This is a genomic window from Pseudomonas sp. MWU12-2345, assembly GCF_023242385.1.
Classification (GTDB): Bacteria; Pseudomonadota; Gammaproteobacteria; order Pseudomonadales; family Pseudomonadaceae; genus Aquipseudomonas; species Aquipseudomonas gingeri_D.
The window spans coordinates 206,039-227,330 of the sequence record NZ_JALLJA010000005.1; the positions used below are offsets into that span (position 1 = coordinate 206,039).

Annotated in this window: 16 protein-coding genes and 1 riboswitch; of the genes, 11 read left to right on the forward strand and 5 right to left on the reverse strand. The window is 63.1% G+C overall.

Features of this window, described 5'->3' with window-relative positions; genetic code table 11:
• The first annotated feature begins 21 nt into the window (after window positions 1-21).
• Window positions 22-1,299, forward strand: a complete 1,278-nt coding sequence (gene waaA / locus M5C71_RS13090; protein ID WP_248767993.1) for a lipid IV(A) 3-deoxy-D-manno-octulosonic acid transferase — start codon at window positions 22-24, stop codon at window positions 1,297-1,299.
• A gap of 146 nt (window positions 1,300-1,445) precedes the next feature.
• Here the strand turns inward: waaA and M5C71_RS13095 are convergent, their stop codons facing one another.
• Window positions 1,446-2,885 (reverse strand): TolC family outer membrane protein, encoded by a 1,440-nt coding sequence (locus tag M5C71_RS13095; RefSeq protein ID WP_103498048.1) that lies wholly within the window; start codon window positions 2,883-2,885, stop codon window positions 1,446-1,448.
• Between the two features lie 187 nt (window positions 2,886-3,072).
• Window positions 3,073-3,178, forward strand: a riboswitch (TPP riboswitch).
• A 146-nt stretch (window positions 3,179-3,324) separates the two neighbouring features.
• On the opposite strand from M5C71_RS13095, the gene thiC reads away from it, so the two are divergent.
• The gene (thiC, locus tag M5C71_RS13100; RefSeq protein ID WP_103498049.1) at window positions 3,325-5,214 is read left to right on the forward strand and encodes a phosphomethylpyrimidine synthase ThiC; all 1,890 of its coding nucleotides are present in this window, start codon (window positions 3,325-3,327) and stop codon (window positions 5,212-5,214) included.
• 193 nt (window positions 5,215-5,407) lie between these two features.
• The gene (gene cytX / locus M5C71_RS13105; RefSeq protein WP_248767994.1) at window positions 5,408-6,697 is read left to right on the forward strand and encodes a putative hydroxymethylpyrimidine transporter CytX; all 1,290 of its coding nucleotides are present in this window, start codon (window positions 5,408-5,410) and stop codon (window positions 6,695-6,697) included.
• Here the strand turns inward: cytX and M5C71_RS13110 are convergent.
• Window positions 6,666-7,406, reverse strand: a complete 741-nt coding sequence (locus M5C71_RS13110) for an RsiV family protein (protein WP_103496877.1) — start codon at window positions 7,404-7,406, stop codon at window positions 6,666-6,668. The genes cytX and M5C71_RS13110 overlap by 32 nt on opposite strands.
• Before the next feature lie 207 nt (window positions 7,407-7,613).
• Here M5C71_RS13110 and M5C71_RS13115 point away from each other — a divergent pair, with 207 nt between their 5' ends.
• The 7 genes from M5C71_RS13115 to M5C71_RS13145 all read left to right on the forward strand — a co-directional run bounded on the left by M5C71_RS13115 (window position 7,614) and on the right by M5C71_RS13145 (window position 15,595).
• Window positions 7,614-8,231: an NUDIX domain-containing protein gene (locus M5C71_RS13115; RefSeq protein ID WP_103496879.1), complete on the forward strand. Its 618-nt coding sequence runs from the start codon at window positions 7,614-7,616 to the stop codon at window positions 8,229-8,231.
• Entirely contained in the window at window positions 8,222-8,674 is a 453-nt protein-coding gene (locus tag M5C71_RS13120; RefSeq protein WP_103496876.1) for a DUF1249 domain-containing protein, read from the forward strand. The genes M5C71_RS13115 and M5C71_RS13120 overlap by 10 nt, the downstream gene beginning before the upstream one ends.
• Window positions 8,675-8,810: 136 nt before the next feature.
• Window positions 8,811-9,629 carry a 3',5'-cyclic-AMP phosphodiesterase gene (cpdA, locus tag M5C71_RS13125; RefSeq protein WP_103496875.1) on the forward strand — a complete coding sequence of 273 codons (819 nt, stop codon included), beginning with the start codon at window positions 8,811-8,813 and terminating at the stop codon, window positions 9,627-9,629.
• A 130-nt stretch (window positions 9,630-9,759) separates the two neighbouring features.
• A complete protein-coding gene (locus tag M5C71_RS13130; protein ID WP_152737701.1) occupies window positions 9,760-10,368 on the forward strand; it encodes a YqiA/YcfP family alpha/beta fold hydrolase in 609 nt (202 codons plus the stop codon).
• 61 nt (window positions 10,369-10,429) lie between these two features.
• A complete protein-coding gene (parE, locus tag M5C71_RS13135) occupies window positions 10,430-12,334 on the forward strand; it encodes a DNA topoisomerase IV subunit B (RefSeq protein ID WP_103496873.1) in 1,905 nt (634 codons plus the stop codon).
• A gap of 117 nt (window positions 12,335-12,451) precedes the next feature.
• Window positions 12,452-14,710 carry a DNA topoisomerase IV subunit A gene (gene parC, locus M5C71_RS13140; protein WP_248767995.1) on the forward strand — a complete coding sequence of 753 codons (2,259 nt, stop codon included), beginning with the start codon at window positions 12,452-12,454 and terminating at the stop codon, window positions 14,708-14,710.
• A gap of 177 nt (window positions 14,711-14,887) precedes the next feature.
• Window positions 14,888-15,595: a PqiC family protein gene (locus tag M5C71_RS13145; protein WP_248767996.1), complete on the forward strand. Its 708-nt coding sequence runs from the start codon at window positions 14,888-14,890 to the stop codon at window positions 15,593-15,595.
• 53 nt (window positions 15,596-15,648) lie between these two features.
• Here the strand turns inward: M5C71_RS13145 and M5C71_RS13150 are convergent, their stop codons facing one another.
• Together M5C71_RS13150 and M5C71_RS13155 are read right to left on the reverse strand one after the other, a co-directional pair.
• A complete protein-coding gene (locus M5C71_RS13150; RefSeq protein ID WP_103496870.1) occupies window positions 15,649-16,335 on the reverse strand; it encodes an NYN domain-containing protein in 687 nt (228 codons plus the stop codon).
• 166 nt (window positions 16,336-16,501) lie between these two features.
• The gene (locus tag M5C71_RS13155; protein ID WP_248767997.1) at window positions 16,502-18,055 is read right to left on the reverse strand and encodes an AhpA/YtjB family protein; all 1,554 of its coding nucleotides are present in this window, start codon (window positions 18,053-18,055) and stop codon (window positions 16,502-16,504) included.
• A gap of 133 nt (window positions 18,056-18,188) precedes the next feature.
• Here M5C71_RS13155 and serB point away from each other — a divergent pair, with 133 nt between their 5' ends.
• Window positions 18,189-19,391, forward strand: a complete 1,203-nt coding sequence (gene serB, locus M5C71_RS13160; protein ID WP_248767998.1) for a phosphoserine phosphatase SerB — start codon at window positions 18,189-18,191, stop codon at window positions 19,389-19,391.
• 6 nt (window positions 19,392-19,397) lie between these two features.
• On the opposite strand, the gene M5C71_RS13165 is transcribed toward serB, so the two are convergent.
• On the reverse strand, window positions 19,398-21,200 hold the full coding sequence (locus M5C71_RS13165) for a molecular chaperone (protein ID WP_103496867.1): 1,803 nt from the start codon (window positions 21,198-21,200) through the stop codon (window positions 19,398-19,400).
• Window positions 21,201-21,292 lie beyond the last annotated feature (92 nt).

Consider the following 21,292-nt stretch of genomic DNA (forward strand, 5'->3'; position numbering starts at 1 on the left):
AAGTCGATAAACTCCGTCGCCATGAATAGAACTCTCTACAGTTTTTTGTTTCATCTGGGGCTGCCGCTGGTGGCGTTGCGTCTATGGCTGCGGGCGCGCAAGGCGCCGGCTTATGCCCGGCGGGTCGGCGAGCGCTTTGCCCGTGGCCTGCCGACATTGCGCCCGGACGGGATCTGGGTGCACGCCGTGTCGGTTGGCGAGAGTATTGCCGCCGCGCCGATGATTCGCGCCTTGCTGGCGAAGTATCCGCAACTGCCGATCACGGTCACCTGCATGACGCCCACCGGTTCCGAGCGGATCAAGGCGCTGTTCGCCGACGAGCCGCGCATTCAGCATTGCTACCTGCCTTACGACTTGCCGTGGGCGGCGGCGCGTTTTCTCGAGGCGGCGCGGCCAAAGCTGGCGGTAATCATGGAGACCGAGCTGTGGCCCAACCATATCCATCAGTGCGCCAGGCGCGGGATTCCGGTGGCGCTGGCCAATGCGCGATTGTCGGCGCGTTCGGCTAAAGGTTATGGCCGATTCGCCCGCCTGACCCGGCCTATGCTGGAGGAAATGAGCCTGATTGCCGTGCAGACCGAGGCCGAAGCCGAGCGTTTCCGGCAACTGGGTGCGCGGCCTGAATGCGTCGAGGTGACCGGCTCGATCAAGTTCGATTTGAGCATCGACCCGCAACTGCTGGTGCGCGCCGCCGAGCTGCGTGGGCAATGGCAGGCACAGGAGCGGCCGGTGTGGATCGCCGCGAGCACCCATGAAGGTGAGGACGCGGTGGTGCTGGCGGCCCATCGGCAATTGTTGGGCAACTATCCGAACGCCTTGCTGATCCTGGTGCCGCGTCACCCGGAGCGCTTCGACAGCGTGTTCGCCTTGTGCCAGGAGCAGGGTTTTTCGACGGTACGGCGTTCCAGCGGCGAGCCTGTCAGTGCGCAAACCTCGGTGTTGCTCGGTGACACCATGGGCGAGCTGCTGTTTCTCTACGCCTTGGCTGACAGCGCGTTCGTCGGCGGCAGCCTGGTGCCCAACGGCGGGCATAACCTGCTGGAGCCGGCGGCGCTGTGCAAGCCGGTGTTGAGCGGGCCGCACCTGTTCAACTTCCTCGAGATCGCTGCGTTGATGCGTGAAGCGGGAGCGTTGCAGGAAGTGGAGGATGCCGAAGGCCTGGCGGTGGCGGTGCAGCGCCTGTTCGAATTGCCGCGGGATGCGCAGAAGATGGGTGAGGCGGGGCTGAAGGTGATGCGGGCCAACCAGGGCGCGTTGCAGCTTTTGTTGGATGGGTTGGGGCGTTTGTTGTCGCGCTAGAACCTCAATCAAGGATGAACACGATTTTGTGGCCGCAATACGTCCTGTAGGAGCAGGGCTTGCCCGCGAAGAGGGCCTCACTGGCGCCAAAAGCTTCGCGGGCAAGCCCTGCTCCTACAGGTTTCGTGGCGTTCTCAAGGTTCCGATCAATACTTTGGATTGCCCTTGAGATTGGCCGCGGCCGCCTTCGCCAGATCCGGTGGCAGGAAGTCCTTGTCCGGGTTGTAGTCGGCCTTCAGGTAGCGCTGCAGGTCGCTCAGGTCGCCCGGGTTCAAGGTGCCCGCCGCCTGCTTCAGGCGCAGGTTGTCGAGAATGTAGTCATAGCGGGTGTTGTTGTAGTCGCGCACCGAGGTGTACAGCTGACGCTGGGCATCCAGCACATCGACGATATTGCGCGTCCCCACCTGATAACCGATTTCGGTCGCTTCCAGCGCACTCTGGTTGGAGATGATCGACTGCTTGCGCGCCTGCACCTGTTCCACATCGGTGTTCACCGCACGATGCAGGTTGCGGGTGTTTTCCACCACCTGGCGACGCAGGGCTTCACGCTGCTGCTCGGTCTGGCTCAGGCGCGAAGTGGATTCACGCACTTGCGAGCTGGTCAGGCCGCCACTGTAGAGCGGCACGCTCAATTGCAGGCCGATGGTGGTCTGCTTCACCGGTCCGGCATAACTCTGACCCAGCGCATTGGGGTTGCCCAGGCCGAAACCGTCGTTGTCGCCGGCCTCGTACTTGGCCACCGCGTCGAGGGTCGGGGCATGGCCGGCCTTGCGCTGCTTGAGGGTTTCCTCGGCGGCGCTGACGGCGTAGTTGCTCGCCAACAGGTTGAGGTTCTGCCGGGCCGCGGTGTCGACCCAGGCCTTGGCGTCATTCGGGGTCGGCGCCAGCACCGGCAAGGTGTGGACGATGCCCTGGATCGAGTTGTACTGACGGTTGGTCAGGGTGATCAGGGCTTCGAAGGCATCCTCCACCGAGCGCTGGGCAGCGATCCGGTTGGCCCGCGAGGTGTCGTAGCTGGCCTGGGATTGCAGCACGTCGGTCTTGTCCGACAGGCCGACGTCGAAGCGCTCGTTGGACTGGTCGAGCTGGCGCTTGAACGCTGCTTCCTCGGCTTTGGTCGAGGCCAGGGTGTCCTGGGCGCGCAGTACCGCGAAATAGCTTTCGGCGCTTTGCAGGATCAGGTTCTGCTCGGTCGCCGAGAGTTGCAGGGCGGCCTGCTCGTTGACGTCCTTGGCGGCCTGGTACTGGAACCAGCGGTCGGCCCGGAACAGCGGCTGGGACAGGGTCGCCTGGTAGGTCGTGGCGCTGCGGTTGAGGTTCATCGACGGCTGGTCGATGGAGGTCTGGACATTGTTCGTACTGGCGCCGGCCGACAGGTTCGGCAGCAGGCCGGCCCGGGCCTGGGGCACGACTTCCTTTTGCGCGTCATAGTTGGCGCGGGCGGCGGCCAGGTCGGCGTTGTTGCCCACGGCTTCCTGGTACACGCTGACCAGATCGGTCTTGGCCGTCAGGGGCGTTTCAGCTGCCCAGACCAGTCCGTTGGTCGCACAAGACACGGCCAGGGCCAGTGAAAGTTTGCGCAGCATGAGGCAGTTCCTAGAGTAAATATTACGGTGGTAATTCGATGGCCGAGGCTACTGCCCGGCCTGCCCAGCGTCAAGAAGTAGCGAGTGTAGTGCCGGGGGCGGGTCGGCAACAATCCTGTATATCTGCCATTTATCCAGACGAATAAGGGGGAGATGGCATTATGTCGCAGTCTTCTCTACACTCGGCTTGTTCTTGTCGGGGTGCCTTGCTATGAGGCTGAGATCGGATAATTCCGGATCCCGTTGAACCTGATCAGGTTAGCGCCTGCGTAGGGAACAAGATTTCTCGTCCCCCGGCGAGTCCTCTTGTGCTCCGTCCGGGATGTTGTTCGACAATCGAACGGCCTTCACGAGCACCGAGCACAGCACCAGCCCTGGTGTGTCCGTGCCTTTCAGGTTCGTCCCGACAATCCCCCTGGATACCGTCTGGAGAGCCGTGATGAGTACAAAATTAAAAGATGCCGCCAACCTCAGCGATTCAGCCAAGGTCGACGAGCAGTCGGTACAGCCTTTTACCCGTTCGCAGAAAATCTACGTGCAGGGCTCGCGCCCGGATATCCGTGTGCCGATGCGCGAAATCAGCCTGGATATCACGCCGACCGACTTCGGCGGCGAGGTCAACGCCCCGGTGCTGGTCTACGACACCTCCGGTCCCTACACCGATCCGAACGTGATCATCGACGTGCGCAAGGGCCTGGGCGATGTGCGCTCGGCCTGGATCGACAGCCGTGGCGACACCGAACGCCTGACCGGGCTGAGTTCGAACTTCGGTCAGCAGCGCCTCGCTGACCCGGAGCTGACCAAGCTGCGTTTCGCCCATGTGCACAATCCGCGTCGGGCCAAGGCCGGCGCCAACGTCAGCCAGATGCACTACGCGCGCCAGGGCATCATCACCGCCGAGATGGAATACGTCGCCATCCGCGAGAACCTCAAGCTGGAGGAAGCCCGCGCCGCCGGCCTGCTCAAGCAACAGCACCCGGGCCACAGTTTCGGTGCGAGCATCCCGAAACAGATCACCGCCGAATTCGTCCGCGAGGAAATCGCCCGCGGTCGCGCGATCATCCCGGCCAACATCAACCACGTGGAGTTGGAGCCGATGATCATCGGCCGCAACTTCCTGGTGAAGATCAACGGCAATATCGGCAACAGCGCCCTGGGTTCTTCCATCGAGGAAGAAGTGGCCAAGCTGACCTGGGGCATCCGCTGGGGCTCGGACACGGTCATGGACCTGTCCACCGGCAAGCACATCCATGAAACCCGCGAGTGGATCATCCGCAACTCGCCGGTGCCGATCGGTACCGTGCCGATCTACCAGGCCCTGGAGAAGGTCAATGGCGTGGCCGAGGACCTGACCTGGGAGCTGTTCCGCGACACCCTGATCGAACAGGCCGAGCAGGGCGTCGACTACTTCACCATCCACGCCGGCGTACTGCTGCGCTACGTGCCGATGACCGCCAAGCGCGTCACCGGGATCGTTTCCCGTGGCGGTTCGATCATGGCCAAGTGGTGCCTGGCGCATCATAAAGAGAACTTCCTCTACACCCATTTCGACGAAATCTGCGAAATCATGAAGGCCTACGACGTCAGCTTCTCGCTGGGCGACGGCCTGCGTCCGGGTTCGATTGCCGACGCCAACGACGAAGCGCAGTTCGGCGAGCTGGAGACCTTGGGCGAGTTGACCAAGATCGCCTGGAAGCACGACGTGCAGTGCATGATCGAAGGCCCGGGGCATGTGCCGATGCAGTTGATCAAGGAGAACATGGACAAGCAGCTGGAGTGCTGCGACGAGGCGCCGTTCTACACCCTTGGCCCGCTGACCACTGACATTGCGCCGGGCTACGACCACATCACCTCCGGTATCGGTGCGGCGATGATCGGCTGGTTCGGTTGCGCCATGCTCTGCTACGTCACGCCCAAGGAGCACCTGGGCCTGCCGAACAAGGATGACGTGAAGACCGGGATCATCACCTACAAGATCGCCGCCCATGCCGCCGACCTTGCCAAGGGTCACCCGGGCGCGCAGATCCGCGACAACGCCTTGAGCAAGGCGCGCTTCGAGTTCCGTTGGGAAGACCAGTTCAACCTGGGCCTGGACCCGGATACCGCACGGGCCTACCACGACGAGACCCTGCCGAAGGATTCGGCCAAGGTCGCGCATTTCTGCTCGATGTGCGGGCCGAAGTTCTGCTCGATGAAGATTACCCAGGAAGTCCGTGAATACGCGGCCAACCAGCGGATCGAAGCGGTCGATGTGGAGGCGGCGCAGGGCATGGCGGAGCAGGCGGAGCGCTTCAAACGCGAAGGTAGCCAGTTGTACCAGAAGGTCTGATGCGGTCTGAGGTAACCGGGCGCTTGTAAGGGCCTCTTCGCGGGCAAGCTCCGCTCCCACAGGATTTGAGTCGAGCCTGGGTTTTGTGCTCGACGGAAAACTGTGGGAGCGGAGCTTGCCCGCGAAAGCAATAGCACGGGCAAGGACGCTCTCACGATAAAAACACCTATCTCCTTCCCTTGGGCCAACACTCTTGAACACTCCCAGCACCTACTCCCCCGATCTCGCGGTCCCCGCCGACAAGCGTGTGTTCGGCGCGCGCGATCTGTTCTCCCTGTGGTTTTCCCTCGGCATCGGCCTGATGGTCCTGCAAACCGGTGCCTTGCTGGCACCGGGCCTGGGCCTGTCCGGTTCGTTGCTGGCGATCCTCCTCGGCACCGTGGTCGGTGTCCTGCTGCTGGCCGCCGTCGGCGTGATCGGCAGCGACACCGGCCTTGCCTCCATGGCCGCGCTGAAGCTCAGCCTCGGCCACTACGGCGCCAGCCTGCCGGCGCTGCTCAACCTGCTGCAACTGGTGGGTTGGGGCGCGTTCGAAATCATCGTCATGCGCGATGCGGCGAGCCTGTTGGGCGCCCGGGCGTTCAGCGAGGGCAGCCTGCTGGCCAACCCGCTGCTCTGGACCCTGGTGTTCGGCGCGCTGGCGACCCTGCTGGCGGTCAGCGGTCCACTGACCTTCGTGCGCAAGATCCTGCGCAAATGGGGTATCTGGCTGCTACTGGCGGCCTGCTTGTGGCTGACCTGGAACCTCTTCGCCAAGGCCGACCTGGCGGCGCTGTGGGCGCAGGGCGGTGATGGCTCGATGCCGTTTGCCGTGGGCTTCGATATCGCCATTGCCATGCCGCTGTCCTGGTTGCCGCTGATCGCCGACTACTCGCGTTTCGGCAAGCGCGCGAAAAGCGTGTTCGGCGGCACGGCGCTGGGCTTTCTGATCGGCAACTTCTGGCTGATGAGCCTGGGCGTGGCCTACACCCTGGCGTTCGCTCCCAGCGGTGAAACCAATGCCTTGCTGCTGGCCCTGGCCGGTGCCGGGTTGGGGATCCCGCTGTTGCTGATCCTGCTCGACGAGTCGGAAAACGCCTTTGCCGATATCCACTCGGCGGCGGTCTCCAGCGGCATCCTGCTGCGCTGGAAGGTCGAGCACCTGGCCCTGGCCATCGGTGTGCTTTGCACCCTCATCGCCTGCTTCGCACCCTTGGCGCAATACCAGAACTTCCTGTTGCTGATCGGTTCGGTGTTCGCGCCGCTGTTCGGCGTGGTGCTGGTGGATCACTTCATCCTGCGTGGACGCAGTGCCGCGGGCGCCTCGTCGCTGTTGCGCTGGCCGGCACTGCTGGCCTGGTTGGGCGGTGTGTCGACCTACCACCTGCTGGCCAATTTCCATCCGGAGCTGGGCGCAACCCTGCCGTCACTGGTGGTGGCAGGGCTGCTGCAAGGCTTGCTCGGTCGTGCATTCAACGTCGGGCGGGGAACAGCTCGGGCTTGAGCACGCCGTTGAGGCGCTGGTAGGGAATGCTCATTTCGATCAGGCCCATGGCGTAGGGGGCGATGGTCGTCACGTTGTACTTGAGGATCACGCCGTCGCTGGCCAGGGTGACGTTCGGGGTTTGCCGGAAGGGCCAGGACGCAATGAAGTCCTGGTCCAGCCGGTTGTTGATCTGCCAGTTGTTATGGGCGACCTTGGCCAGCTTCCAGAATGTCTCTTCCTGGCCGGGCAGCAGCATGTCCTGCAAGCTCAGGGCCTTGTGATCCTGGCGCGACCAGGTGAGGAAGCCGCGCCCCGGCATGCCGTGCTCGGCACCATCATCCAGGTAGCTGGCGAGTTCGACGATCACCAAGCCGTCATGCTGCTCACGTACCTTGGCCTCCAGGTAGCTGCTGTGGCCGCTTTCGGCGGTGGCGAGGAATTGTTCCCGATAGAGCTTGAGCGAAGTCGGCAGCGGCGCCTCGGGCGAGGTCCGGCCCATCTGCAGCAACGCCCGCTCCACCGCTGCGTCCAGTTGCGGCTCATCGGGGAAATGCACGGTATTGATATTCACCAGCGGGCAGTCCGGATTGCTGCAGCCCGGCTTGACCTGTTCGGAAGCGTCGCTCTTGACGCTCAGCGGGGTCTTCAGGCTTGGCTGGAACAGGCTCTGGCAGGCGCCCAGGGTCAGGGCGATGAGCGTCAGCGCGGCGATTTTAAAAAACGACATGGGTGTCCTTCGTCAGCGAAAGAAAGGTCAAGTGATCGTGCTTCGACTGTCAGCGGCGTACTCGGTTCGCCACTACGCTAATTAGAGTAGGTTTCAGGGGCGCCCGTCTATCCCGGCGAGGGGAAAGGGCTGCATCATGGCACTTCGGCGCGTTAGGATGGCGCGAAGTCGAGGGAAAGCCTCGCTGCTATCACAATGGGGAACATGATGACGGACAGCACCAGGACCAGCCCGACCACGGTCGAGGTCATCCTCCGGGAGAACTGCTTCAAGGGCTTCTATCGGCTCGATCGCCTGCACCTGCGCCATGAACTGTTTGACGGCGGCATGGGCAATACGATCAATCGCGAAGTCTTTGTCCGGCACGATGCCGTGTGTGTCTTGCCCTACGATGCCCGGCGCGATGAAGTGCTGTTGCTGGAGCAGTTCCGGGTCGGCGCCATGGGCAAGGCGGAGAATCCCTGGATGATCGAGCTGGTCGCCGGTCTGATCGACAAGGACGAACAACCGGAAGAGGTTGCCCACCGCGAGGCACAGGAGGAAGCTGACCTGAACCTGACGGCCCTGTGGCCGATCTCCCGGTACTTTCCGTCGCCGGGGGGCAGCAACGAATTGGTGCATCTGTACCTGGGGCGTTGCGACACCCAAGGGGCTGGCGGCCTGTACGGGTTGCCGGAAGAAAATGAAGATATCCGTGCCACGGTCTGGGCGTTCGAAGACGCCCTGCAAGCCGTGCGCGATGGGCGAATTGCCAACGCGGCGTCGATCATTGCCTTGCAATGGCTGGCGTTGAACCGCGCTGAAGTGAGGGGGCTATGGTCGTAAGTCTGTTGCGCGAACGTTATCGGGTTGACCTGGTGGGGCTGCAAGCGGCCTGCGAGGCCAACTATGCGCGCCTCATGCGGTTGCTGCCGCAGATGCGCGAGCAGCAGCGCGCGCGGCGCATTGCCATGACCCAGGGCGAGCAGATGCTCGGCGTGCTGGCGCTGGAGGTGTTGCAGGACAATCCCTACACCACCACCTTGCTGGTGCGCCAGGAACACAGCCTGCCGTGGTTGCCGGTGCCGCAGTTGCAGGTACAGGTCTACCACGACGCGCGCATGGCCGAGGTGATCAGCGCCGAACATGCCCGGCGTTTTCGCAGTATCTATCCGTATCCGAACTCGGCCATGCACCAGCCGGACGAAAAAGCCCAGCTCAATGTGTTTCTCGGGGAGTGGCTGAGTCATTGCCTGGCCTGCGGCCATGAGTTCGAGGCGATTCGCTAGGTTGTATCCGGTTAAATGTGAAGTGTGTCCGTTTCACCCATTTCCTCTTTGCCGATTCCCCGACCATAATTGCCTGCGGCGCGCTTTCCGAGCGAAGCGTGCAGAACGACCCCTCAGCATTTTGCAGGAGAGCCTCTTGCCGAGCGAATCCATTCAGTCGACCCCCGCGGACGCCGTGTTGCTGGTGCAGCTGTCCGACAGCCATCTGTTTGCCGAGGCGGACGGCACGTTGCTGGGCATGAATACCCGGGACAGCCTGCAACGGGTGATCGATTGCGTGCTGGCGGAGCAGCCTGCTGTCGACCTGCTGCTGGCCACGGGTGACCTGTCCCAGGACGGTACGGTGGCGTCCTATCGGCAGTTCCGTGAGTTGAGCGAGGCGATCGACGCACCGGCGCGCTGGCTGCCCGGCAATCACGACGAGTTGCGGGAAATGGCCGAGGCCGCTCACCACAGCGATCTGCTTGAGCCGGTGGTGGATATCGGCAACTGGCGGATTACCCTGCTGGATTCCGCCGTACCGGGCTCGGTCCCCGGCTATCTGCAGGACGAACAGCTGCAGTTGCTCGCGCAAGCCCTGAGCGAAGCGCCGCAGCGCCATCACCTGGTGTGTTTCCACCATCATCCGATTTCCATCGATTGTGCCTGGATGGAGCCCATCGGCCTGCGCAATCCGGAGGCTCTGTTCGCCGTGCTCGACCGCTTTCCCCAGGTTCGCGCGCTGCTCTGGGGGCATATCCACCAGGAACTGGACCGCGAGCGCAACGGCGTACGCCTGCTGGCGTCGCCTTCTACCTGCGTGCAGTTCGCGCCGGGTAGCGAGGATTTCAAGGTCGACGACAAGTCACCGGGCTATCGCTGGCTGCGCCTGCATTCGGACGGACGGCTGGAGACGGCGATTTCCCGGGTCCGCGGCTTCGATTTCGAGGTCGACTACGGCGGCACCGGCTACTGATCACTTCTTCTTAATGGGTAGGAAACGTCTCAGGGCGAGTCAGCGCGCCGGAGTCAGGCTAAACTGCGCGTCTTTGCCTGTGCGGTGCCCGGCTCCTGTGTGCGGGAGCCTGCCAATGGAGAACGCTCACATGTCCGGTTCGATCCTGTATATCCACGGTTTCAACAGCTCTCCGCTGTCGAAGAAGGCCACTCAGTTGATCCAACTGATGGAGCGCCTGGGCCTGGAAGCGCAGCTGCGGGTACCGGCCCTGCATCATCATCCGCGCCAGGCGATACCGCAGCTGGAAGCGGCGATTGCCGAACTCGGTCGTCCACTGCTGGTCGGCAGCTCGCTCGGCGGCTACTATGCGACGTGCCTGGCCGAGCGCCATGGGCTGAAGGCGTTGCTGGTCAACCCGGCGGTGGCGCCGCACCGGATGTTCGACGGCTTCCTCGGTCCCCAGCAGAACCTCTACAGTGGCGAAACCTGGGACCTGACCCTCGATCACGTGACGGCCCTGGCCGAGCTGGAAGTCCCGGCGCCCCAGGACCCGCAACGTTTCCAGGTCTGGCTGCAGACCGCCGACGAAACCCTGGACTATCGCGCCGCCCAGCAGTATTACCGGGCCTGTGCCTTGCGTATCCAGGCCGGCGGCGATCATAGTTTCCAGGGCTTTGCCGAACAATTGCCGGCCTTGCTCAGCTTTGCCGGCATCGGTGCCGATACATACCAGGCGATCGATTTCTCGCAGCTCTGATGCCCTGAGGCGCGGAGCCCGAGAATGACCCCTATTCACAGACGACTGACGACGAGACCCCATGGCCACTCCCAGCGCTAGCTCTTATAACGCAGACGCCATCGAAGTCCTCTCGGGCCTCGACCCGGTGCGCAAACGCCCGGGCATGTACACCGACACCAGTCGGCCGAACCACCTTGCCCAGGAAGTCATCGACAACAGTGTCGACGAAGCCTTGGCCGGGCATGCGAAATCGGTACAGGTGATCCTCCACGCTGACCACTCCCTGGAAGTCTCCGACGACGGTCGCGGCATGCCGGTGGACATTCATCCGGAAGAGGGGGTGTCGGGCGTCGAGCTGATCCTCACCAAGCTCCACGCCGGCGGCAAGTTCTCCAACAAGAACTACCAGTTCTCCGGCGGCCTGCACGGCGTGGGGATTTCCGTGGTCAACGCCTTGTCGACCCAGGTGCGGGTCCGGGTCAAGCGCGACGGCAACGAATACCAGATGACCTTCGCCGATGGCTACAAGGCCACCGAGCTGGAAGTGGTCGGCACCGTCGGCAAGCGCAACACCGGCACCAGCGTGTACTTTGCGCCGGACCCGAAGTATTTCGATTCGCCGAAATTTTCCGTCAGCCGCCTCAAGCACGTGCTCAAGGCCAAGGCGGTACTGTGCCCGGGGCTGCTGGTCAGCTTCGAGGACAAGGCCACCGGCGAGAAGGTCGAATGGCATTACGAAGATGGCCTGCGTTCCTATCTGGTGGATGCGGTCAGTGAATTCGAGCGCCTGCCGGACGAGCCGTTCTGCGGCAGCCTCGCCGGTAACAAGGAAGCGGTGGACTGGGCCTTGCTGTGGTTGCCGGAGGGCGGCGACAGCGTCCAGGAAAGCTACGTCAACCTGATCCCCACCGCCCAGGGCGGCACCCACGTCAATGGCTTGCGCCAGGGCCTGCTCGATGCCATGCGCGAGTTCTGCGAATTCCGCAGCCTGCTGCCGCGCGGCGTGAAGCTGGCGCCGGAAGACGTCTGGGAACGGATTGCCTTTGTCCTGTCGATGAAGATGCAAGAGCCGCAGTTCTCCGGCCAGACCAAGGAGCGGCTGTCGTCCCGCGAAGCCGCCGCCTTCGTTTCCGGGGTGGTCAAGGACGCCTTCAGCCTGTGGCTCAACGCCAACCCCGAGCTGGGCATGCAACTGGCGGAACTGGCGATCAACAACGCCGGCCGGCGCCTGAAGGCGAGCAAGAAGGTCGAGCGCAAACGCGTTACCCAAGGGCCGGCGCTGCCGGGCAAGCTGGCCGACTGTGCCGGGCAGGACCCGATGCGTGCCGAGCTGTTCCTGGTGGAAGGTGATTCCGCCGGCGGTTCGGCCAAGCAGGCGCGGGACAAGGAGTTCCAGGCGATCCTGCCGTTGCGCGGGAAGATCCTCAATACCTGGGAAGTCGACGGCAGCGAAGTGCTCGCCAGCCAGGAAGTGCACAACATCGCCGTGGCCATCGGTGTCGATCCGGGTGCGGCGGACATCAGCCAGCTGCGCTACGGCAAGATCTGCATCCTCGCCGACGCCGACTCCGACGGCCTGCACATCGCGACCCTGCTCTGCGCCCTGTTCGTCCAGCATTTCCGCCCGTTGGTGGATGCCGGACACGTCTATGTGGCAATGCCGCCGCTGTACCGTATCGACCTGGGCAAGGAAATCTACTACGCCCTCGACGAAGGCGAGCGTGACGGTATTCTCGATCGCCTGGTGGCGGAGAAGAAGCGCGGCAAACCCCAGGTCACCCGATTCAAGGGCCTGGGTGAGATGAACCCGCCGCAACTACGGGAAACCACCATGGATCCGAATACCCGGCGCCTGGTGCAGTTGACCCTGGATGATTTCGAAGCCACTTCGGAAATGATGGATATGCTTTTGGCGAAGAAACGTGCCGGCGACCGCAAGACCTGGCTGGAATCCAAGGGCGACCTGGCCGAGGTCCTGACCTGATGCGCGGCTGTCCCGGCGGCGAACCACGGCTGCCGGGCCCGCGCCTGTTGAACACCCCCGAATTCACCAGCGCGGCGCTATCACCGCCGCGCCAGACAACGAACTGATGAGGCCCGCATGAGCGACTCCCTTGATCTCAGCCTGGATGGCGTAGAACGCCGGTCATTGGCTGACTTCACCGAACAGGCCTACCTCAACTACTCCATGTACGTGATCATGGACCGTGCGCTGCCCCATATCGGCGACGGCCTGAAGCCGGTACAGCGGCGTATTGTCTACGCCATGAGTGAGCTGGGGCTGGATGCCGACGCCAAGCACAAGAAGTCCGCGCGTACCGTCGGTGACGTGCTCGGCAAGTTCCACCCCCACGGCGATTCCGCCTGCTACGAAGCCATGGTGCTGATGGCCCAGCCGTTCAGCTACCGCTATACCCTGGTGGACGGCCAGGGTAACTGGGGGGCGCCGGACGATCCGAAGTCCTTCGCGGCCATGCGCTACACCGAATCGCGCTTGTCGCGTTACTCCGAAGTGCTGCTCAGCGAACTGGGCCAGGGCACCGCGGACTGGGTGCCGAACTTCGACGGCACCCTCGACGAGCCGGCGGTGTTGCCGGCGCGTTTGCCGAATATCCTGCTCAACGGCACCACCGGTATCGCCGTGGGCATGGCCACCGACGTGCCGCCGCACAACCTGCGGGAAGTGGCCAACGCCTGTGTGCACCTGCTCGATGAGCCCAACGCCAGCGTCGAGGACCTGTGCAAGTTCATCCCGGGCCCGGACTATCCGACCGAAGCGGAAATCATCACCCCGCAAGCCGACCTGCTGAAAATCTACGAAACCGGGCGTGGCTCGGTGCGCATGCGCGCGGTCTATCGCATCGAAGACGGCGATATCGTCGTGCATGCCCTGCCGCACCAGGTCTCCGGGGCCAAGGTGCTGGAACAGATCGCCGCGCAGATGCAGGCCAAGAAGCTGCCGATGGTCGCCGACCTGCGGGATGAATCCGACCACGAGCACCCGTGCCGTATCGTGATCATCCCGCGCTCGAACCGTATCGACCTCGACGAACTGATGCAGCATCTGTTCGCCACCACTGATCTTGAGTCCAGCTACCGGGTCAACATCAACATCATCGGCCTCGACGGCAAGCCGCAGTTGAAGAACCTGCGCGCCTTGCTGGTGGAGTGGTTGTCGTTCCGCGTCAACACCGTGCGCCGGCGCCTGAAGTTCCGCCTGGACAAGGTCGAGAAGCGCCTGCACCTGTTGGACGGCTTGCTGATCGCCTACCTCAACCTGGATGAAGTGATTCATATCATCCGCACCGCGGAGCACCCGCGGGCCGAGTTGATCGCGCGTTTCGACCTCAGCGAGATCCAGGCCGACTACATACTCGACACCCGCTTGCGTCAGTTGGCGCGCCTGGAAGAGATGAAGTTGCGCAACGAGCAGGATGAGCTGCTCAAGGAACAGGCCAAGCTGCAAGCGCTGCTGGCCAGCGAAGCCAAGTTGAAGAAGCTGGTCCGCACCGAACTGGTGGCTGATGCGCAAACCTATGGCGACGACCGTCGCTCGCCGATTGTTGCCCGTAGCGAAGCCAAGGCCCTGTCGGAAAACGAGCTGATGCCGACTGAGCCGGTAACGGTCGTTTTGTCGGAAAAAGGTTGGGTTCGCTGTGCAAAAGGCCATGATATTGATGCCACGGGCCTGTCCTACAAGGCCGGTGATGGCTTCAAGACCTCGGCGGCGGGGCGCTCCAACCAGTTCGCGGTGTTTATCGACTCCACCGGGCGCAGCTACTCGGTGGCGGCCCATACCTTGCCTTCGGCCCGTGGTCAGGGCGAGCCGCTGACCGGTCGTCTGACGCCGCCGCCGGGCGCCAGCTTCGAGTGCGTGCTGCTGCCTGAAGACGAGGCCTTGTATGTCATCGCTTCCGACGCCGGGTATGGTTTCGTGGTCAAGGGTGAAGACCTGCAGGCCAAGAACAAGGCGGGCAAGACCCTGCTGAGTCTGCCCAACGGCTCCAAGGTGATGCCACCCAAGTCGGTGGCCGACCGTGAGCAGAACTGGCTGGCGGCGGTGACCACCGAGGGCCGGCTGTTGATCTTCAAGGTCAGCGACCTGCCGCAACTGGGCAAGGGCAAGGGCAACAAGATCATCGGCATTCCCGGTGAGCGCGTGGCCAGCCGCGAGGAATACGTCACTGACCTGGCGGTGATTCCGGACGGTGCGACCCTGGTATTGCAGGCGGGCAAGCGTACCTTGTCGCTCAAGGCCGATGACCTGGAGCACTACAAGGGCGAGCGTGGCCGGCGTGGCAACAAGCTGCCACGGGGCTTCCAGCGGGTTGACGCCTTATTGGTAGAAGGTATCAGTTAAAGCGGTTTAGAGCGTTCGTTCAGCGTTTTAGCAGGAAGATCGCTACCGCGGCACTGGAGTCACGGCGCATATTCACGGATGATATGCGCCACTTGCGGCACCCGCGTGGCGGCGTGCCCGAACGAATTTTTGGATCAGACTGTGGCAGGGCCTTATGGCGGCCACCTGGATGGGATGATGACTGTTCTGCGCCTTCCTTTTATTCTGCTGCTGACGGGCCTGCTCGGCCTGGCCGGTTGCAGCGTGCACCAGCCGGTGTCCTTGTATCAGCTGGACAGCGGCACGCCGGGCCAGCCTCAGCAGAGCTCGGGGATGTCGGTGGTGCTCGGGCCGATTTCCCTGGCCGATTACCTGCAACGCGAAACCCTGCTGCAGCGCCAACCTGATGGCAGCCTGACCGCGGCGACCGACGGTCGCTGGGCTGGCAGCCTGTCGTCCGATATCAATCAGTTGCTGGTTCGCCAGCTGGCCTGGCGCCTGGACAGCCAGCGCGTGGTCCTGGCCCCGGCGATTGCCGGGAGCACCCCGGATGTGCAGGTGTTGTTGTCGATTACCCGACTGGATTCCGGCACCCATCAACCGGCGATCCTCGATGCGCAGTGGCGTTTGCTCGACCGTCGTGGACAGGTACGGGATAACCGTATCGTTCACCTGGAACAACAGCACACCGGCACCTCGGCGGCACAGGTCCAGGCCCAGGGCGAGCTGTTGCAGCGTCTGGCCGAACAGTTGAGCGTGGCGCTCAAGCCATTGGCCAATCAAGCGCCGCTGGTTGAAAACCGCAAGGCTGTGGCCCCGGCACCGGCCAAACAGGCCGGCCCCGAGAAGCCGAAGATCCCGATGGCTTCGCCGATTCGTACGGATATGGAAGTGTTTCGCTTCTGATTCGACACTTGGTCAGAGCCTCCGCGCCTGGCTGTCAGTGCCAGCCGCCCTCGCTACCAGTAGTCCGGTTTGATGATGGCGGGTTTCTTTGGTAGCGGGACTTTTGGCGGTAGCTGACAAGCCGCTAATTCAGTATCGCTTATAGATCGGCGTATCCAGTGCGAATGGAGTTTGAGTGATCCGGGGGCTTCCCGGGCCAACTCACCATTCTCGCTCCTGTGGGGCACGATCACTCCCAGCGCGAGCTGTGCAAAATCTGTTCTGATGGCGGCTAACGCTGGCGCGAGATCGGTATCTCCTGACACTAGAACGATTTGTCCGATTTGTAGCGGCTCTGCTTGGCAGGCCGCTCGATACATGCCCAGTGCCAGGTTCACATCCGTCTCTTTTTCCTCAAGCTGCCAGATAGCCACTTGGTCGGAGCGTGACGCTTTTTGTCCTTTGACGAATCTGGGGGCGAACCCTCTGGCAAGGCGATGATTACCGAGTACGACCGTGACCCCTTTTGTTTGCAGTGCTCGGATATAGCGGCTTTGAGCGTCATTGGATGCCTGGCCACGGGTTGCCAGTCGAGCAATGACAGGAGAGGTATAGTAATGAACCGACGCCGTTTCACAGGCCGGGTTCTGAGCCTGCAGAATGTGGGAGAGGATGGCCGGCAGGTCCAGCCACTTATAGGGCGAGCCGTGAAGAGCTCCGTAGTAGAGGTTGTACCCGTCTACGAAAAAAGCGGTACGCACAAATTCAGATCCTTGAAAACGAAAAAACCGGCTATTGGGCCGGTTTTTTCACCTGAGGCTGAGGCTGAACTTAATCGGCCCGCCAGAGGTTGAGTCGTGCGCTCAGACTACTCATTTTTGAGCAGTGGAGCAACAGCGCTTGAATCCAGGAGTGATTCAAGTTTTTTCACTGCGTCTTGGCCCGCGTCTCGTGCATTCGCGCCAGTTGCCGTTCCAGCATCGACGGATACGGCTCCATCAAGCGTTCCACGCAGCAGGCACCCTCGGGGCTGGCAATCGGCCGAATACGCGCACGTTGGCGAATCAGCGGGTCATCGCTGATGCGTCGTTCCACCAGCAGCAGGTTGCGGCTGTGTTGCGACAGCGCCAGGGCGTCCTGGGCGGTTTCCGTCAGCAGCAGGTCGATCTGGCTCAGGCCGAACAACTCGTCGCCCAATGTAAGACCCAGCTGCAGTTGCAAGGTAATGCCGCTGTCGGCCACCTCGATCTGCAACTGATGGCCCAGGGCCCGGAGCAGCTCGCCACAGCAGATGGCGTTGGTCAGGTAGTCATCACCGCTGTCTTCGGTGTGGAAGAGCATCAGGGTGCTGCCGTCGTTCAGCGTGTGCAGATCGCTCTCATACAACGAGGCGGCCTGGTCCAGGCAGTCGCGGTAACGGTCCAGCAGTTCCGTCAGGCGCGCGCGCGGCAGGCGCCGCAACTGGTCCTGGGCACCCAACTGCACCGCCAGCACCGCGCTGTGCTGTGGCTGGCTCGGTGCTACCGGCTGTGGCTTCACTGCCGCGCCGCTCGCGGGCCGTGGGCTTTCCCGCAGGTCGGCGAACGGGTCTTCGTCGTCGTCCAGTTCGTCTTCCACGTTGCTGACAATATGCCGCGGAGCCGGTTTGGGCGTCGGCGCCGCCGCGGTCTCGTCGAAGCTCGGGTCGCGCAGGTTGCGGACCTGGAACGCCGGCTCGACGTCCTCTTCTTCCTCGACGTAGTCATTCTCGTTGTAGTCGATTTCCGGCTCCGGCTCTGGCTCCGGTTTGACCGGGGCAAAGCGCGAGTGCAACTGACGCGCCAGGTCGCCGATTTCATCCTGGCGCTGGGTCGCCGGGGTGTGTTCGTCCATGTCCCGCAGCCAGACCCGCAATTGCAGCAGCGGCGTGGAGATATGCCGACCCAGGCGCAGGCTCAAGGCCAGGGCCAGGGCCAGCAGGATCGCACTGAGAATGCCCATGCTTTGCAGGCTGATGGTCATCGGCTGCTGGAATTGCGCCATGTCCAGGCTGATGCGCAGATGCCCGGCGGTCACGTCCTGGAAGGTGATCTTGGTCTGGTACAACCCTTCGGCTTCACCCAGCAGGCCGTTTTTCGGGCGTTGGCCGGCTTCGGCGAGGATGCGGTTATCCACGCTGTAGATGGCCGCGTGGGCCACCAGCGGGTTCTTCGTCAGGTTGTTCAGCAGCACGTTGAGGCTGAGGATGTCGTTGGACACCAGCAGTTCCGTGGCAGAGGTGGCCGTCTGGGTGGTCAGGCTCTGGCCGAGGGCATCGGCCTGCTGGTGCATGGCTTCCTTGAACTGCAATCCCATCACGCAGGCGTAGATCACCAGCGCCAGCGCGACGAGGATCACGTTGTGGCTGGCGATGCGCAAGGCGAGCGGTACACGACGGTGACGCAAGGCCCGGAAGATCAGCAGGAAGAAGTTATCGGTTTTGACTGGCGTGGGCCGGTTCACTGAGCGCGGCTCTTTTGTCCGTGAAGTTGACGCGCAGTATAGCGAGAGGCCCTAGACCGGCAAAGCGCTGGCTGTGCCCGATGGTCAGTGAAAGTGGGTAGAATGCGTTTTTTTTAACGAGCGGGGGTGCGCTTTGCGCGAAATCGTCCTGATCAGCATCACCGGAGAGGACCGTCCGGGTCTGACCGCAGCCATTACTGGCGTGCTGGCACAAGGTGCTGTGAACATTCTCGATATCCGCCAGGCGGCTATCCACGGCAGTCTGGCGTTCGGCATCCTGGTCGAGTTTACGGACGCCGCGCGGGCCGCGTCGATGCACCTGGACATTGAGGCCAGCCTTCCCGGGCGCGCGCAGCAGGTGCGTTTCAATCGGTTTTCCGAGGCTGAGCATCAGGACTGGTTGGCGACATCGGGCGGCAAGCGCCATGTCGCGACCCTGATGAGCCGCCAGGTCACCGCCGAGCAGTTGCAGCGGGTGATTGCGATCACGGCGCGCCACGGTCTGGAGGTCGAGCGGATCGACCGTTTGTCGGCGCACATGCCGTCCGCCGCACCGTCGGCCCTGAGCAAGAGCTGCTTCGAAGTCTCTCTGAACGGCGAACTGACCGATCCGCAGGCCTTGCGCCGCGAGTTCCTGAACGCGGCCCAGGAGCTGAATGCCGATATCGCCCTCCAGGAAGACTCGCTGTTCCGTCGCCACCGTCGCCTGGCGGTGTTCGACATGGACTCGACCCTGATCGAGGCCGAAGTGATCGACGAACTGGCCAAGGCGGCCGGCGTGGGCGAACTGGTCTCGGCCATCACCGAGCGGGCCATGGCCGGCGAGCTGGATTTTCGCGCCAGCTTCAAGGAGCGCCTGGCGCTGCTCAAGGGCCTCGACGTCAGTGTGCTGGACGCCATCGGCGCCTCGCTGCGCCTGACCGAAGGCGCCGAAGTGCTGTTCGCCGAGTTGAAGCGCCTGGGCTACAAGACTGCAATCCTGTCGGGCGGCTTCACCTATTTTGCCAAGCAATTGCAGGCGAAGCTGGGTATCGATTATGTCTTCGCCAACGAGCTGGAAGTGGTGGACGGCAAATGCACGGGCGTGGCCATCGAGCCGATTGTCGATGCCCAGCGCAAGGCCGATCTGCTGCGTGAGCTGGCCGAGAAGGAAGGCCTGAGCCTGGAGCAGACCATCGCGGTCGGTGACGGTGCCAATGACCTGCCGATGCTGGCGATTGCCGGATTGGGCGTGGCGTTCCGCGCCAAGCCGCTGGTCAGGCATTCGGCCAAACAGGCGATCTCGACACTGGGCTTGGATGGGGTGTTGTATCTGCTGGGTGTGCGGGATCGCTGAAGCCGGCTACAGGATTTTCCACAGCGAGCCGAAGTCGTCTTCGGCAACGCCCAGGCCACCGGCACTCGGATCGGTCTTGGGTGTCACCGGCTGTTCGAGCAGGCGGTACTCGAACTGATTGAAGCTGCCGGTGCTGGCCAGGCGCTTGTTCAGCCCGGCGCGGCGTTCCTCGCCGTTGCTGTTGATGATCACCTTGTGTCCCTCCTGAAACGGCAGGCGCGGCGCCAGCAGTGTGGCGGGGACGCCGATGGCGCTGATTTCCGGCAATAGCAGGGCCCGCAGGTACTGACTGTGGCCTTCGCCGCCGCGCAACAGTTGCAGGCCGCAAGGCTGGGCATGGGGCGCCACCAGCTCGATGCCCATCTGCGTGCCGCCACTGCGCACCTGGCGGATCCAGCGCACCACGGCGACACTCCAGCCCTGGCTTGAGGGGTCCTGGACCCCGACCATTTCCCCTGCCTGCAATTGCGCGGGTACTTCCTTGGGCCAGGCCAGGCAGTAGCCGCCGGGGCTGTGGTTGATGATCTGCAGGCCATGGGTCGGGAAATCTTCGGCGCTATTGAAAGCGGCCTGGCTGCTGTCGGCATCACTGACGTGATACTGGATTTCCTCGTAAGGCAGCAGGGTGTCGGCGCTGCCGGCGCGCTGGGCGTCGAAGGCGTGGTTCCAGGCATCCTTTTCCGCGCTGTTGGACAACTGCACGGTGAATTGCGCGGCCTTGCTGGCCGTCGGGATCTTGAGGATATCGCTGAAGGAGCGCTGGCCGCCGAGGTAAAAGTGCAGCGCGCTCATGCCGACACACAGGGTCACGGTGCCCTGGCCCGGGGTGCGCTGGAAGGTCCGTTCGGCGGCTTCGCCCCAGGCGGCGCTGAGGTGTTGCAGTACGTCGAGGCTCAAACCGCTGGGGACTTGCAGGCGCGATTGGCCGCGCAGGTCGGCGGGCAGCGCGAGGTAGTCCTTGATGGCCTCGACCAGGGGCAGCGTGTCGATGCCGATCAGGTTCGGCAGTTGCTCGACCGCGAACAGCGACGTGTAGCGTGGCGGCGCGTCGCTTCCGGGGGCGACGGAGAACAGGCTGGACGCCTGCTCGGCACCTTGCAGCCGGACCTGGGCGCTCCAGGGTTCGAGCACCTCTGCCAGCCGGGCAATGTTGTTCTGGCGCATCTGGTTACTGCGCGCGCACCCCAGCAGCAGGGCGACAATATAGGTATTCTCGACGCTCAGGGGCAGCGGCTGACTGGCCTGTTCGTCGAACACCGGCGTGTTTTGCACTTGATGGGCAAGGGCCACCTGATAGAGCTGGTGCACCTCGAACCAGAGGCCTTCCGGTACCGGGCAATAGAGTTGGCTGGCGCGCACCAGCGGGCCGTTGAGGCAATGCAGCGCCCGTTGCAGGGCGGTGGTCAGCAGGGTGCGGTCCTTGCCACCCTTTGAGGCCACGCGCATGGCGATCTGCTTGTAGCCGATGGCCAGGTGGTTTTGCAGGGCCTGGCAGAGATTGGCGACTTTTCTCGGGCGTTCGTCGAGGACGATGGACTGGTTGAGAAAGTGTCGTTCCAGGTGCTTGCAGACGTAGTACACCTCGGGGCGCAGCAGTTCCAGCAGCTGCAGGCGGTTTTCGCTGGGGGTGAGCAACAGGTTGAGTTCGCCCAGGCCCTGATACAGCAGGCGAGCGGTTTCCCCGAGATTGGCTTTCGGCAGGCCGGCGATCCAGCGCTTGAGGTCGCGCGGTGTCGCATCGCAGAAAGACAGGCTCAACTGCGTAGGCGTCGGTGCGCGCAACAACAGATGGGGACTCGGATTGCTCATGTAGCGGTCCAGCTCCGGCAGCGAAACAACCCGGGCCCACTACAGGCCAGGATGACAAAAAAACGATGGCAAAATAATGCCACACCTCTAGC

Coding starts and splice junctions, on each gene's coding strand:
- waaA (WP_248767993.1), top strand. CDS start 22: ATGAATAGAACTCTCTACAGTTTTTTGTTTCATCTGGGGCTGCCGCTG.
- M5C71_RS13095 (WP_103498048.1), bottom strand. CDS start 2,885: ATGCTGCGCAAACTTTCACTGGCCCTGGCCGTGTCTTGTGCGACCAAC.
- thiC (WP_103498049.1), top strand. CDS start 3,325: ATGAGTACAAAATTAAAAGATGCCGCCAACCTCAGCGATTCAGCCAAG.
- M5C71_RS13110 (WP_103496877.1), bottom strand. CDS start 7,406: ATGTCGTTTTTTAAAATCGCCGCGCTGACGCTCATCGCCCTGACCCTG.
- M5C71_RS13115 (WP_103496879.1), top strand. CDS start 7,614: ATGACGGACAGCACCAGGACCAGCCCGACCACGGTCGAGGTCATCCTC.
- M5C71_RS13120 (WP_103496876.1), top strand. CDS start 8,222: ATGGTCGTAAGTCTGTTGCGCGAACGTTATCGGGTTGACCTGGTGGGG.
- M5C71_RS13130 (WP_152737701.1), top strand. CDS start 9,760: ATGTCCGGTTCGATCCTGTATATCCACGGTTTCAACAGCTCTCCGCTG.
- parE (WP_103496873.1), top strand. CDS start 10,430: ATGGCCACTCCCAGCGCTAGCTCTTATAACGCAGACGCCATCGAAGTC.
- parC (WP_248767995.1), top strand. CDS start 12,452: ATGAGCGACTCCCTTGATCTCAGCCTGGATGGCGTAGAACGCCGGTCA.
- M5C71_RS13145 (WP_248767996.1), top strand. CDS start 14,888: ATGACTGTTCTGCGCCTTCCTTTTATTCTGCTGCTGACGGGCCTGCTC.
- M5C71_RS13165 (WP_103496867.1), bottom strand. CDS start 21,200: ATGAGCAATCCGAGTCCCCATCTGTTGTTGCGCGCACCGACGCCTACG.